At 72.8% G+C, this 14,013-nt stretch carries 10 protein-coding genes; 4 read left to right on the forward strand and 6 right to left on the reverse strand.

From position 1 onward, the window contains the following. Window positions 1-66: 66 nt before the first annotated feature. The 5 genes from ACZ7DL_RS22760 to ACZ7DL_RS22780 form a co-directional block, all read right to left on the reverse strand. Window positions 67-1,653, reverse strand: a complete 1,587-nt coding sequence (locus ACZ7DL_RS22760; RefSeq protein ID WP_470776411.1) for a PucR family transcriptional regulator — start codon at window positions 1,651-1,653, stop codon at window positions 67-69. A 53-nt stretch (window positions 1,654-1,706) separates the two neighbouring features. Beyond that, a complete protein-coding gene (locus ACZ7DL_RS22765; RefSeq protein ID WP_470776412.1) occupies window positions 1,707-2,999 on the reverse strand; it encodes an aspartate aminotransferase family protein in 1,293 nt (430 codons plus the stop codon). Further along, entirely contained in the window at window positions 2,996-3,838 is an 843-nt protein-coding gene (locus ACZ7DL_RS22770) for a nitrilase-related carbon-nitrogen hydrolase (protein WP_470776414.1), read from the reverse strand. The genes ACZ7DL_RS22765 and ACZ7DL_RS22770 overlap by 4 nt, the downstream gene beginning before the upstream one ends. Before the next feature lie 205 nt (window positions 3,839-4,043). Beyond that, window positions 4,044-5,627: a hypothetical protein gene (locus ACZ7DL_RS22775; RefSeq protein WP_470776416.1), complete on the reverse strand. Its 1,584-nt coding sequence runs from the start codon at window positions 5,625-5,627 to the stop codon at window positions 4,044-4,046. A 133-nt stretch (window positions 5,628-5,760) separates the two neighbouring features. After that, window positions 5,761-6,012, reverse strand: coding sequence for a helix-turn-helix domain-containing protein (locus tag ACZ7DL_RS22780; RefSeq protein ID WP_470776418.1), 252 nt, complete (start codon window positions 6,010-6,012; stop codon window positions 5,761-5,763). 53 nt (window positions 6,013-6,065) lie between these two features. On the opposite strand from ACZ7DL_RS22780, the gene map reads away from it, so the two are divergent. Both map and ACZ7DL_RS22790 read left to right on the forward strand, forming a co-directional pair. After that, on the forward strand, window positions 6,066-6,842 hold the full coding sequence (gene map / locus ACZ7DL_RS22785; protein WP_470776420.1) for a type I methionyl aminopeptidase: 777 nt from the start codon (window positions 6,066-6,068) through the stop codon (window positions 6,840-6,842). Window positions 6,843-7,003: 161 nt separating this feature from the next. Beyond that, window positions 7,004-9,541, forward strand: a complete 2,538-nt coding sequence (locus ACZ7DL_RS22790; RefSeq protein WP_470776422.1) for an ATP-dependent Clp protease ATP-binding subunit — start codon at window positions 7,004-7,006, stop codon at window positions 9,539-9,541. A gap of 79 nt (window positions 9,542-9,620) precedes the next feature. Here the strand turns inward: ACZ7DL_RS22790 and ggt are convergent, their stop codons facing one another. Next, window positions 9,621-11,423 (reverse strand): gamma-glutamyltransferase, encoded by a 1,803-nt coding sequence (gene ggt / locus ACZ7DL_RS22795; protein ID WP_470776423.1) that lies wholly within the window; start codon window positions 11,421-11,423, stop codon window positions 9,621-9,623. A gap of 107 nt (window positions 11,424-11,530) precedes the next feature. Between ggt and ACZ7DL_RS22800 the strand changes: the two genes are divergently transcribed. Both ACZ7DL_RS22800 and ACZ7DL_RS22805 read left to right on the forward strand, forming a co-directional pair. Beyond that, on the forward strand, window positions 11,531-12,277 hold the full coding sequence (locus tag ACZ7DL_RS22800) for a hypothetical protein (protein ID WP_470776425.1): 747 nt from the start codon (window positions 11,531-11,533) through the stop codon (window positions 12,275-12,277). 109 nt (window positions 12,278-12,386) lie between these two features. Continuing rightward, window positions 12,387-14,006, forward strand: a complete 1,620-nt coding sequence (locus tag ACZ7DL_RS22805; RefSeq protein WP_470776427.1) for a CocE/NonD family hydrolase — start codon at window positions 12,387-12,389, stop codon at window positions 14,004-14,006. Window positions 14,007-14,013 lie beyond the last annotated feature (7 nt).

Genomic DNA, 14,013 nt, shown 5'->3' on the forward strand with positions numbered 1-14,013 from the left:
CGTGCCACCGTGTCACGTGTGCGCGGTCTCATGTTTCACCGCCGTTGTCGCAGGTCGTCGCATGTTTCACCGCTGTTGCGCGTCGTGCGCGAGGAGCGCGATGTGTACGGAGGCCGCCTGTTCGAAATCGTCCAGGTCGACGCCGAGGCGGGCCTGTATGGCTTCCAGGCGGCGGTAGAGGGCGGGCCGGGAGACATGGTGGAGCTGGGCGGTGCGGGACTTGTTGCGGCCGGTCGCGAGGTAGGTCCGCAGGACGCCGAGGAGTTCCGGGTCGGCCTCGCCGAGCAGCCCGTCCAGCTCGCGCTCGGCGAAGGACTGCACCTGCGGGTCATCGCGCAGCAGCCGGATCAGTCCGCGCAGATGGACGTCCTTGAGGCGCACGACGGCCGGCAGGTCGAGCGCGGCGGCGGAGTCGGCGACGGCGTCGGCGACATGCCGGGCCTCGCGCAGCCCGGCCGGGACGTCGTCCCAGCAGGTGCGTGGATCGGCGGCGGCGACCACCGCGGGCCCGGCCCCGGGAGCGCCGCGCAGCCGGGCCGCGAAGTGCGCGGTGAGCGCCTCGGCGTCCTGGTCGCGGGCGAGGCTGAGCAGCACGGCGGTGGCGCCGCCGGCCGGCTCGGCGACCAGCCCGGACAGCCCCAGCACCCGCAGCAGCCGGTCTAGTCCGGCCGGATCGGCACCGGGTACGACGAGCGGGACGAAGGTGCGCCGGTTGACCGGCAGCCCCGCCGCCCGGGCCCGGGGCAGCAGCTGCCGGGCCGGTACGACACCGGAGACGAGGTCGGTCAGCAGGCTCTGTGCGGACTGCTCCTCCCAGCTCTGCGCGGAGCCGCCGGCGAGCATGCGGTGCAGGACCAGCGCCTCGGCGGCCCGGTCGGCGAGCAGCCGCCCGGTGGTCGTCCCGCCCCGGTAGCCGCACAGCAGCAGCCGGCCCCAGCGCTCCCCGCGCCCGCCCAGCTCGGCGCTGATCCACTCGTCGCCCGCGGCGGCCCCGGCCTGCCGGGCGATCCGCTCCCAGTCGCGCAGTACGTCGTCCACCGCGGGCCGCTCCCCCGCCGTGGCGAGGACCCGGTGGGCGAGGTTGGTGAGGACCACCGGGCAGCCGCTGTGCCGGGCGACCTCGTCCAGCAGCCGCTGGAGCGGAGCACCGGCCGTGATCAGCCCGGTCAGGGCGGTGCGGACGGTCTCCGACAGGCTGACGGCGGCGAACTTGTGCCGTACCAGCCGGGACTGGACCTCCTCGGTCAGCTCGGCGAAGGGGAACGGCCGGTGCAGCACGACCAGGGGCAGCCCGCACCGCTCGGCGGCCCGCCGCATCACCTCGGGCGGCGCGGGGAAGGCCCGCCCGAGGCCGAGGACGACGGCGGCGGCCTCCGCGCGGTGCAGGGACTGGATGTACTCGGCCTGCTTGGCCTCGTCACCGGCGAGGAGCACCCCGGTGGTGAGCACCATCTCGCCGCCGCTGAGCATCACCCCGACGTCGGCGGCCTCGGCGACATGCACCCAGCGCACCGCCCGGTCGAGACCTCCCGCACCGGCCACCACCTCGGGCTCCCCGGCGAGCACCCGCTCCAGGGTCAGCACCTGGCGCACGGAGAGGGCGGGTTCGGGTGGCTGCCGCCCGGTGTGCCGGGACTCCGGGGTGGTGGTCATGGCCGTACACCTGTTCTCTCGTGCGTACTCCCCGACGGCGTGCTGGGGGTGGCTCAGCCGCTCTCGTACGTGCTCCGCAGCGCGCGTTCGAGGATCGCCGCGCCCTCCTCGGCCTCGGCGACGGTGAGCGACAGCGGCGGGGCGATCCGCAGGGCGCTGGTGTTGTGCCCGCCGCCCTTGCCGATGAGCAGCCCGCTCTCCCGTGCCGCCTCCAGCACGGCGGCGGCCGCCTGCGGATCGGCCTCGTCGGTGCCCGGTTTCACCAGCTCGATGCCGATCATCAGTCCGCGTCCGCGCACCTCCCGCACGCCGGGCAGCTGGACGGCGACGGCCCGCAGCCGCTCGATGAGCAGTCCGCCGACCCGTCGTGCGTTGCCCTGGAGGTCGTGCTCCAGCAGATAGGTGAGGTTGGCGAGACCGGCGGCCATGGTGAGCTGGGTGCCGCCGAAGGTGGAGATGCTGTTGGCGTCCAGGCAGTTCATGATCTCGGCGCGGGCGATGACCCCGCCGATGGACATGCCGTTGCCGATGCCCTTGGCGAAGGTGACGATGTCCGGCGGGCCGCTGCGGGCGTGCGCCTGCCAGCCCCAGAAGTGCTCGCCGGTGCGGCCCCAGCCGGTCTGCACCTCGTCCGCGATCCACAGGATCCCGTGCGCGTTCAGCACTTCGCGGAAGGCCGCGTACAGTCCGTCGGGCGGGGAGGTGAACCCGCCGACGCCCTGGATGGGTTCGGCGATCAGCGCGGCGGGCGGCCGGGTGTGGCCGAGGATGTCCTTCAGGTCGGCGACACAGGCGTCGATGAAGGCGCGGTCGTCGAGGTGGGCGTACGGCCCGCGGGTGCGCACGGCGCCGTGGACGTACAGGGTCTGGAGCGGGGAGAGCGAGGTCGGGGACCAGCCGCGGTTGCCGGTGATGCCGACCGTGCTGAAGGACCGGCCGTGGTAGCTGTTGCGCATGGCCAGGACGGTGTTGCTGTGCCGGTGGGCGGTGGCGAGCAGCAGGGCGGTGTCGTTGGCCTCGGTGCCGGAGGTCGTGAAGAACACCCGGGCGTCCGGGATGCCGCTCACCTGGGCGATCCGCTCGGCGAGTTCCACCATCGGCCGGTTGAGGTAGAGGGTGGAGGAGTGGATGATCCGGCCGGCCTGCTCGTTGACCGCCTTGGTCACCTCGGGCAGCGCGTGCGCGGTCATCGTCGTCAGGATGCCGCCGAAGAAGTCCAGGTACCTGCGGCCGGCGGAGTCCCAGACGTGGCGCCCGTCGCCGTGGGTGATCTCGATCGGGTCGTCGTAGTACAGGGCGAGCCAGTCGGGCATGACCCTGCGGTGGCGGGAGTACAGGTCGTTCACGGCTGCACCAGCCCTTCGTAGGCGTCGGGGCGGCGGTCGCGGTAGAAGGCCCACTGCTGCCGCACTTCCTCGATGAGGTCGAAGTCCAGGTCGCGGACGAGGAGTTCCTCGGTCTTGTCGCTTGCCGGCTCGCCCACGAACTGCCCGCGCGGATCCACGAAGTACGACGTCCCGTAGAAGTCGTTGTCGCCGTACTCCTCCTGGCCCACCCGGTTGATGGCGGCGACGAAGTACTCGTTGGCGACGGCCGCGGCGGGCTGCTCCAGCTGCCACAGGTAGGCGGACAGCCCCCGGTGGGTGGCCGACGGGTTGTACACCAGCTGGGCGCCGTTCAGGCCGAGTTGACGCCAGCCTTCGGGGAAGTGCCGGTCGTAGCAGATGTAGACGCCGACCTTGCCGACGGCCGTGTCGAAGACGGGCCAGCCCAGGTTGCCGGGCTTGAAGTAGTACTTCTCCCAGAAGCCCTTGACCTGCGGGATGTGGTGCTTGCGGTACTTGCCGAGGTAGGTCCCGTCGGCGTCGATCACCGCCGCGGTGTTGTAGTAGAAGCCGGACTGCTCGACCTCGAAGACCGGTACGACGATCACCATGCCGGTCTCGCGCGCCAGCTCCCGCATACGGCGGACGGTCGGCCCGTCGGGCACCGGCTCGGCCCAGCGGTAGTGTTCCGGCTCCTGGACCTGGCAGAAGTAGGGCGCGTTGAAAACTTCCTGGAATCCGATGATCCGCGCGCCCCGGCGGGCCGCCTCGCGGGCGTGCTCCTCGTGTTTCGCGACCATGGACTCGGTGTCGCCGGTCCAGGTGGCCTGGACCAGAGCGGCGCGGACGACGTTGGCCATGAGCTGCTCCTTCGACACGACGTCAGAGCCTCTACGCCCGTAGAGCAGGCCGTAGAGGCACGAACGTAAGCCTCCGCGAGGCCCTTGCCAAGACCATCGTCGTCAACCCGCGGAGTCGATCACGTTTCACACTCCTGTGGGTGAGCCTGTCCTCCGGCCGAGGGGGCGGATCGGGGCAGATCGGGACGCTGCCGACCGCCTCCGGTCACGTGGTGTGCCCGGCGACGCGCAGCGCGTGCACGAGGTCCCACTGCCGCTCGTCGGATACGCCGAGCGCGGCCTCCAGCAGCAGGGGCACGAGGCGCCGGGGGTCGGCGGCGACGCACCGGGCGGCCTCCTCGGGGGCGCGGACGCGTACGTAGGCGTCCAGCAGAGCCCGCACCTCCCGGCGCCGCCCCTCGCCGTCCAGCCGCAGCACGGCCGCGCCGATCTGGTCCGCGGGCCGCGCCACGCCCTGCCGCAGCATCTGCCGGCCGTCGCCGTCCCGGCCGGCCGCGGCGAGCGCGTCGGCGGCGGCGACCAGCCGCTCGGCGGGCAGCGCGGCGGCCTCCCACAGCAGCGTGGTCCAGTCGGCACCCAGCCCGGCCCGATGCAGGGCGTCCGCGAGCAGCGGCAGCCGGCCGGCGGGCCATTGCGTGGCCTCGACCAGCAGCACGTGCGCCTCCCCACTGCGTCCCTCGGCCCGCAGCCGCGCCAGCCGCGCGACGGCCCCGGCGACCACGGCGCCGGCCTCCTCGTCCACCACCCCGGCGTCGGGCGGCGCCGGCTCGCCGGGCTCCCCGGCCCCGGCGAACCGGGCCCCGCGCGGCGCACGACGCCCCTCCGCGGCATCGGGCGGCGCGGGCTCCCGCGGCACGACGACCGGGGCACCCCCCTCCTCCTCGGCCATTCCGGCGAACCGCGCACTGCCACGGCGCCGCTTGCGGGACTTGGCGGGGTCCACGGCAGAAGCGACCGGACCCCCCTCGGCACCCCACCCGCCATGCACGCCCTGCCCGGCGCTCGCGCCGGCACCCTGCTCGCCATGCCCCGCACCCCCCACCGACCCCCCATCAACACCCCACCCGCCACGCGCACCCTCCCCCGCGCTCGCGCCGGTGCCCTCTCCGACTCGCGTGCCCCCCTGCACGGACGCGCCGGAGTCCTGCTCTTCCCGGGCAACGTGCCCCACCCGACCGCCATCAGCGACCCGGCCGCCCCCCTCCCCGGAGTGACGGACACCGGCGACCCGCTCGGTACGCGGCCCCTCTGCGCCGGGAGCACCCCACACCCCGGGCGTCACCCGGTGGTCCAAGCGGGAGAGGCGAGCGCGGAGTTCGGCGCAGCGGGCGGTGGCGCGGTCGTGGTCGTCCCGGGCCCAGGCGAGGTCGAGGCGGAGGGACTGGGCCTCCTCCTCGGAGGCCGGCGCGGACAGCAGGCGGCTCAGTTCGGCCTGGCGTTCGGCGGCGTACCGCTGCTCGCGGAGCATGACGTCGAGCCGGTCGGCCAGGGCGTCCCGGGCGCCGGGCCGGGTGTCGTACGCGGTGAGCGCGGCGGCGTGCAGTGCGCGGGCCCGGTCCCGCTCTGCCGCCGCGACGGCGGGCCCGTACGCCGCGCCCAGGTCCCCCAGCAGCGCCTCCACGACGTCCCACGGGGGCACCTCGCGGCCGTCCAGGCAGGCCCGCATCCCCTCGGGGTCCCGCTGCCAGAAGACCCCGCTCCAGCCGCCACGCGGATCGAGGCGCGCCAGGAGGCCGTCCAGGTAGCTCGCGAACTCCCGCACCGCCACGGGGAGTTGTTCCACAGCCATCGCCCAGCTCCCGCCCGACCGCCAGCACTCCGTCCGGTAGGCAACACCAGGTGTGTTACGGGCTTGCTACGCAGAGTTTTCCGGCAGCGCGCGGACAGCTCATTGCGGGATCCCGACCGATGCGCGGCGCCCCTCAGACGACCACCAGCGCACACCGGGCGACGACTTCGTCCAGCGACAGGCCGAGGGCGCCCGCCAGTGCGGCCACGGTGAAGAACGCCGGCGTCGGCGCCCGTCCCGTCTCGATCTTGCGGAGCGTCTCGGCCGAGACGCCCGCCGCGGCGGCGACCTCGGTCATGCTCCGGCCGCCGCGCGCCTCGCGCAGCAGCCGCCCGAGCCGCTCGCCGCGTTCACGCTCTTCGGGGGTGAGGGGGGTGCGCACCATGCCCCCATTCTGCCCGCCACCCCACCCCATTAAAAGCCGGTATAGTAATTGGCATGGTGGAACTGAAGACGGACACGTCCATCGACGCGATGCACGCGGCCGGCCGGGTCGTGGGTCGGGCCCTGACGGCCGTACGGGAGGCCGCCCGCGTCGGCGTCTCACTGCTGGAGCTGGACGAGGTGGCCCGGGAGGTGCTGCGGGAGGCGGGTGCGTCCTCGCCGTTCCTCGGCTACCGCCCCTCCTTCGCCCCGACCCCCTTCCCGGCCGTGATCTGCACCTCGGTGAACGACGCGATCGTGCACGGCATCCCCACCCGGTACCGCCTGCGCGACGGCGACCTGCTCTCCGTCGACTGCGGCGCCGTACTGGACGGCTGGGCCGGCGACTCGGCGGTCAGCTTCGTGGTGGGCCGCCCTCGCCCGGCGGACCTGCGGCTGATCGAGACCGCCGAGCGGGCGCTGGCGGCGGGCATCGAGGCGGCCGTGGCCGGGAACCGCATCGGCGACATCGCCCACGCCGTCGGCCGGATCTGCCGTACGGCCGGCTACGGCATCCCGGACGGCTTCGGCGGCCACGGCGTGGGCCGCCGTATGCACGAGGACCCCGAGGTGCCGAACGAGGGCCGCCCCGGCCGCGGCCTCCCGCTCCGGCCCGGCATGGTCCTCGCCATCGAGCCCATGCTGATCGCGGGCGGCGGGGACGCGTACCACGCGGCGGACGACGGCTGGACCCTGCGCACGAGCGACGGCTCCCGGGCGGCCCACGTGGAGCACACGGTGGCGATCACGGAGAACGGTCCCAGGATCCTGACCGCAAGGGAAAACCGCTGAGGACCCATCCCATCCGCACCCGCGCGACCTGCGCAAGCACCTCTTCACTTGGGCGTTCCTGCACATGCCCTTCGCGAAAGCTCGTGTCATCGTGGGCATGGACAGCCCGCACCCGGGTTACCCGGCCGCTCCGCACGTCGCCAGCGAAGGAACGGAACGCCATGACCAACGGCTACCCTCCTGACCCCTTCGGTGAATTCCTGGCCCGCTTCTTCGGCGGAGCCGTCGGCGGAGCGCAGGGGCGCCGCCACATCGACATCGGCCGCCTGCTCAGCCAGCCGGCCCGGGAGCTGGTCAGAGGAGCCGCCCAGTACGCCGCCGAGCACGGCAGCCGGGACCTGGACACCCAGCACCTGCTGCGCGCGGCCGTGTCGACGGAGCCCACCCGGAGCCTGCTGAGCCGGGCGGGCGCGGACCCGGACTCGCTCGCGACGGAGATCGACGACCGGGCGGGCCCGGTCCAGCATCCGCCGGGCGAGGTGCCGCCGCCGACCTCGCTGTCGCTGACCCCGGCCGTCAAGCGGGCCCTGCTGGACGCGCACGACATGGCCCGGGCCAGCGGCGCCGGGTACATCGGGCCGGAGCATGTGCTGAGCGCGCTGGCCGCGAATCCGGACTCGGCGGCCGGGCACATCCTGCACGCGGCCCGGTTCTCGGCGGGCGCGCTCCCGCCCGAGGCCCAGGAGAGCACCCAGCCCCGCCCGGAGCGGCAGCGGCCCACCGGCACGCCGACCCTGGACAAGTACGGCCGTGACCTGACCGAACTGGCCCGGCAGGACCGGATCGACCCGGTCATCGGCCGGGACATGGAGATCGAGCAGACCATCGAGGTGCTGTCCCGGCGCGGCAAGAACAACCCGGTGCTCATCGGTGACGCGGGCGTCGGCAAGACGGCCATCGTGGAGGGCCTGGCCCAGCGGATCGCGGACGGGGACGTGCCGGACGTCCTGGCGGGCCGCCGGGTCGTATCCCTGGACCTCACCGGGGTGGTGGCCGGTACCCGTTACCGGGGCGACTTCGAGGAGCGCCTGAACAACATCGTGGAGGAGATCCGCGCCCACTCCGACCGGCTGATCGTGTTCATCGACGAGCTGCACACCGTCGTCGGCGCGGGTTCGGGCGGGGAGGGCGGCGCGATGGACGCCGGGAACATCCTCAAGCCCGCCCTCGCCCGGGGCGAGCTGCACATCGTGGGCGCGACCACGCTGGAGGAGTACCGGCGGATCGAGAAGGACGCGGCGCTGGCCCGCCGCTTCCAGCCGATCCTGGTGCCGGAGCCGACCATCGAGGACACGATCGAGATCCTGCGCGGGCTGCGCGACCGGTACGAGGCCCACCACCAGGTCCAGTACACCGACGAGGCACTGGTCGCCGCCGTCGAGCTGTCGGACCGGTATCTCACCGACCGGCGGCTGCCGGACAAGGCGATCGACCTGATCGACCAGGCCGGCGCACGGGTCCGGCTCGGCGCCCGGACCAAGGGCACGGACGTGCGCGCGATGGAGCGCGAGGTCGAACAGCTGGTCCGGGACAAGGACCAGGCGGTCGCGGACGAGGACTACGACAAGGCCAAGGAGCTGCGCGACCGGATCGGCGAGCTGAAGGAGCGGATCGCCCGGGCCAGCGACGACGACAAGGCCGACGAGGGGCAGCTGGAGGTGACGGCCGAGGCCATCGCCGAGGTGGTGTCCCGGCAGACCGGCATCCCGGTCAGCCGGCTGACCCAGGAGGAGAAGGAACGGCTGCTCGGCCTGGAGGAGCACCTGCACCAGCGAGTGGTCGGCCAGGAGGAGGCGGTCGCCGTGGTGGCGGAGGCGGTCCTGCGGTCCCGTGCGGGGCTGGCGAGCCCCAACCGGCCGATCGGCAGCTTCCTCTTCCTCGGGCCGACCGGCGTCGGCAAGACAGAGCTGGCCCGGGCTCTCGCGGAGGCGCTGTTCGGCAGCGAGGACCGGATGGTCCGGCTCGACATGAGCGAGTACCAGGAGCGGCACACCGTCTCCCGGCTGGTGGGCGCGCCGCCCGGGTACGTCGGCCACGAGGAGGCGGGGCAGCTCACCGAGGTGGTGCGCAGGCACCCGTACTCGCTGCTCCTGCTGGACGAGGTGGAGAAGGCGCACCCGGACGTCTTCAACATCCTGCTCCAGGTGCTGGACGACGGCCGGCTCACCGACTCCCAGGGCCGGACGGTGGACTTCACCAACACGGTCATCGTGATGACCAGCAACCTGGGCTCCGAGGCGATCACCCGGGGCGGTGGCGGGATCGGGTTCGGCCCGGGGGGCGCGGAGGCGGACGAGGAGGCGCGGCGGGAGCGGATCCTCAGGCCGCTGCGCGAGCACTTCCGGCCGGAGTTCCTCAACCGCATCGAGGAGATCGTGGTCTTCCGGCAGCTGACGAGCGAGCAACTGCGGCAGATCACCGACCTGTTGCTGGAGAACACCCGGCGGCTGCTGGACGGGCAGGGCGTCACGGTCGAGTTCACGAGCGCGGCCGTCGACTGGCTCGCCGAGCGCGGCTACCAGCCGGAGTACGGCGCCCGGCCGCTGCGCCGCACCATCCAGCGGGAGGTGGACAACCAGCTGTCCCGGCTGCTGCTGAACGGCACGGTCTCCGAGGGCGGCCGGGTGACGGTGGACGTCGCGGACGGGCGGCTGGACTTCCGCAGCGCGGAAAGCCGGCCGCCCGCACCCGAGTTGTAAGACCCACGGTCGCGACCGGCCGCCCGCACCCGAGGTGTGAGACCTGCGGTCGCTACCCGAGGTGTGAGACCAGCGGTCGCTACGGCGCCGGCTTCACCACCATCGCCGAGCCGCCGCCGCGCCGTACCTTCTCGGCGGCGGCGAGCCACTTCCCGCCCGGCAGCCGCTGCACACCGGTCGTCGCGCCGATCTCCGGGTTCTGCTTGAAGCTGTGCCCGAGCGCCTCCAGCTGCGCCCTCAGGTCGCCGTTGTACAGGGCCGGTTCGAGTTCGGTCTGGGCGGCATTGCGCTGGCTGGCGCGCGGTGCGGCGATGGCGTCGACCAGCGGCAGGTTCCGGTCCAGGAACCCGGTGAGCGTCTGGAGCACGGTGGTGATGATGGTCGCGCCGCCGGGCGAACCGACGGCCACCACGGGCCGGTCGTGCCGGTCCAGGACGATCGTCGGGGAGATCGAGGAGCGCGGCCGCTTGCCCGGGCCCGGCAGGTTCGGGTCGTGCACGGCCGGGTTGGCCGGGGCGAAGGAGAAGTCGGTCAGCTCGTTGTTGAGCAGGAAGCCCCGGCCGGGCACGGTGATGCCGCTGCCGCCGGTCTGCTCGATGGTGAGCGTGTACGCGACGACGTTGCCCCACTTGTCCGCCACGGTGAGGTGGGTGGTGTTCTCGCCCTCGTAGGTCGTGGGGGCCGCCGTGCCGCCCTGGCCGCAGGCCGCCGGGTGGCGCGGGTCGCCGGGCGCCAGCGGGCTGCTGAGCACCGCGTCGTCCTTGATCAGGCAGGCCCGCGAGTCGGCGTACCGCTGGGACAGCAGCTGCTTCGTCGGTACGTCCTCGAAGGCGGGGTCGCCGGCCCAGCGGCCGCGGTCGGCGAAGGCGATCCGGCTCGCCTCGATGAAGTGGTGCAGGTACTGTGCCTGGCTCGCCTTGGAGAGGTCGGTGTTCTCCAGGATGTTGAGGGCCTCACCGACCGTCGTGCCCCCTGAGGAGGACGGCGCGATGGAGTACACGTCCAGGCCGCGGTACGACGTCCTGGTGGGCGCCTGGAGCTTGGCGCGGTAGACGGCGAGGTCCTTCTCGGCGAGCTTGCCGGGGCGGGCGTTCCAGCCGGAGGCGGGGTCCACCGGCGGGTGTTCGACCGTCTTGACGATGTCGTCGCCGATGTCGCCGCGGTAGACGGCGCCGACGCCCTCGCGGCCCAGTTGCTCGTAGGTGCGGGCGAGTTCGGGGTTCTTGAGGGTGGAGCCGACGACGGGCAGCTTTCCGCCCGGCAGGAACAGCTTGACGGTGTCCGGGAAGTAGCGGAACCGGGATTCGTTGGCCGCGGTCTGCGAACGGAAGGTGTCGTCCACCGTGAAGCCGTCGCGGGCGATCCGCTCGGCGGGCTTCAGGACCGTGCCGAGCCTCTTGCTGCCCCACTCGTCCAGCGCCTTCTGCCAGGTGGCGGGCGTGCCCGGGGTGCCGACGCTCAGGCCGCTGCTGACGGCGTCGGCGAAGGCGAGCGGCTTGCCGCTCTCCGTGAACAGGTCGGCGTCGGCGGACAGCGGCGCGGTCTCGCGGCCGTCGATGGTGTGGACCGTACGGGTCCGGGCGTCGTAGTAGACGAAGTAGCCGCCTCCGCCGATGCCGGCGGAGTAGGGCTCGGTGACGCCGAGCGCGGCGGCGGTGGCGACGGCCGCGTCGACGGCGTTGCCACCGCGCTTGAGCACCTCGATACCGGCGGCCGAGGCGTCCGGGTCGACGCTGGCTACGGCACCGCCGTAGCCGACGGCCACGGGAACCTTGCCGGCCGTCTTGTCCGTTGTCGCGGCGGGTGGCGCCGCCGCCCCCATCGACACCACGGCGGCCGAGACCGCCAGGACCGCCAGTTTCCGCGTACCAGGACGACCCATCCGAACCTCCCGTCGGGACAGTCCGCGCAGCGTAACCGGATTGCCGCACTACCGACAGTACGCCTGGCCACCGTAGCCGTCGCCCGGGCCCGCTACCATGCGCGGCCATGAACGACGACGTGCGCAACATCGTCCTGGGGGTCATAGCCGCCGGCGTCTCCGCCGCGCTCGGCTGGCTGTCCCGGACGTATCTGTGGAAGCGCCGGCTGCGGCGCAAGCAGGCGTTCTTCGGGATGCCGGACAACTCGGAGTCGCTGCTGGTGGTCAACCGCGACGCGGGCGGTCCGGAACTGACGGTGACCCGGCATGACGTCTTCGCTCTGCTGGAGTTGTCCGCCCTCATCAAGGACTGCAACGCGCATGCCCAGGTGGTCGCGCACGACGCCGCCCAGCAGGGCTTCGGCGAGCGCACGGAGTTCTGCCTCGGCGGCCCCTCCTCGAATCGCCGCATGGCCGCGCACCTGTCCTCGCTCCTGCCCGGTGTGCGGGTGAACGTGGACACTGAACCCGGACAGGAGCGCGGCGCGTTCCGCATCGGCGGCGAGCAGTACCGCATGGACCGGGGCGTCAGCGAATACGTGCTGCTCGCCCGGCTGACGGCGAACACCCGGCGGGACGGCCGGCCGGTGTTCCTGTTCTGCGGTCAGCGGGCGATCACCAACCAGGCCGCGACGCGCTATCTCGCCCGCAACCACGAACGGCTGGCCCGCAAGTACGGCACCGGCTCCTTCGTGCTGCTGCTGAAGGTGGTCAACTCGCATGCGTACGGCCCCGACGTGGTGGAGCTGGTGGCCGACGTGACCCGGGCGGCACGGGCTCCCCTGCCGGAGCCCGAGACCGCCGAGGCGCCGTAAGCGGTTCAACAATCTTTACCCGTACGTAACTTACCGACGGGTTACCTGCGGTAAGGCCGAAAGGTTACCGTCGGGTCACTTTGCACTGACACGAGTGAAGGAGTGACCCATGATTCAAGAGGGCGGCGCGAAGCACCATCGAACAGGGCCGTGGCGGGCGACGGGCGGGCACGGTCGCACCGCTCTGCGCACCGCAGCCGCCGGAGCCGTATCGGCGGCGCTGGTCGCGGGAACCGTCGTCGGCCTGGCACCGGCCGCCGAGGCCGCCCCGTCCGTCCGCTTCGTGGACATCGCCGGCGACGGCGGCACCGTACTGAAGGCCAACGTCCTCACGCCCGAGGGTGCCGACGGCTCGCGCGACTACCCGCTCATCGTGCTGCCCACGAGCTGGGGCCTGCCCCAGATCGAGTACCTGGCCCAGGCACAGAAACTCGCCGACTCCGGCTATGTGGTGCTCACCTACAACGTGCGCGGCTTCTGGCAGTCCGGCGGCCGGATAGAAGTGGCCGGTCCGCCCGATGTAGCGGACGCCTCCAAGGTCATCGACTGGGCCCTCGCCCACACCCCGGCCGACCCCGAGCACATCGGCATGGCGGGGGTGTCGTACGGCGCCGGGATCAGCCTGCTCACCGCCGCCCACGACAAGCGCGTCAAGGCCGTGGCCGCGCTGAGCGGCTGGGCCGACCTGATCGACTCGATCTACTCGGGCCGCACCCAGCACCTCCAGGCGGCTGCCGTGCTGGACGGCGCGGCCACCCTCACCGGCCGCGAGAGCCCCGAGCTGCGCGAGATCTTCGACAACCTCTACTCCTCGGACCTGGCCACGGAACAGCAGATGATCGACTGGGGGCGGAAACGTTCCGCCGCGACCTATGTCGACCAGCTGAACCAGAACGGCCCCGCCGTCATGCTCGCCAACGCCTGGGGCGACACCGTCTTCCCGGCGAACCAGTACGCCTCCTTCTACGAGAAGCTGACCGTCCCCAAGCGGCTCCAACTGCGCCCCGGCGACCACGCGACCCCGGAGCTGACCGGCCTGTTCGGGCTGCCCAACGACGTGTGGACGGACACCGAGCGCTGGTTCGACCACTACCTCAAGGGAGCCGGCAACGGCGTCGACCGCGAGCAGCCGGTCCGGCTGAAGTCCCGTAGCGCGGGGGGATACGAGGGCTACCCGGACTGGAAGTCGGTCACCGCGACCCGGAAGAAGATCGCGCTCGCGGGCTCGACCACCATCCACACGAACGTCGACTCCGGCGCGGACGGTGGGATCGTGTTCCTCTCCAGCATCCTGGACCAGGTCGCCCAGCTGCCGCCCCTCGCCTCCATGCCGCTGCTGCCGCGCCGCTGGGCGGCGGTGTGGCAGTCGGAGCGGTCCGGCAGCGCCCAGCGGGTGCGCGGCACCACCACGCTGCACACCACGCTCACCCCCACCAGGGAGAGCGGCACGCTCATCGCCTACCTGTACGACGTCGGCCCGCTCGGCATCGGCAAGCTGGTCACCCACGCGCCCTACACCTGGCACGGGCGGACGCCCGGCGAACCGTTCGACGTCGACCTGGACCTGTTCTCCACGGCCTACGACGTGCCCGCCGGGCACCGCCTCGCGCTGGTGGTCGACACGGTCGACCCGCTCTACGCCGAGCACAACCCGTCCGGCGCGCAGCTGACCTTCTCCTCGCCCGCGGACGACCCGTCGTACGTGTCCGTCCCGCTCGGCGAGCAGTGATCTCCGG

It is taken from the genome of Streptomyces sp. NPDC036984 (assembly GCF_055607665.1).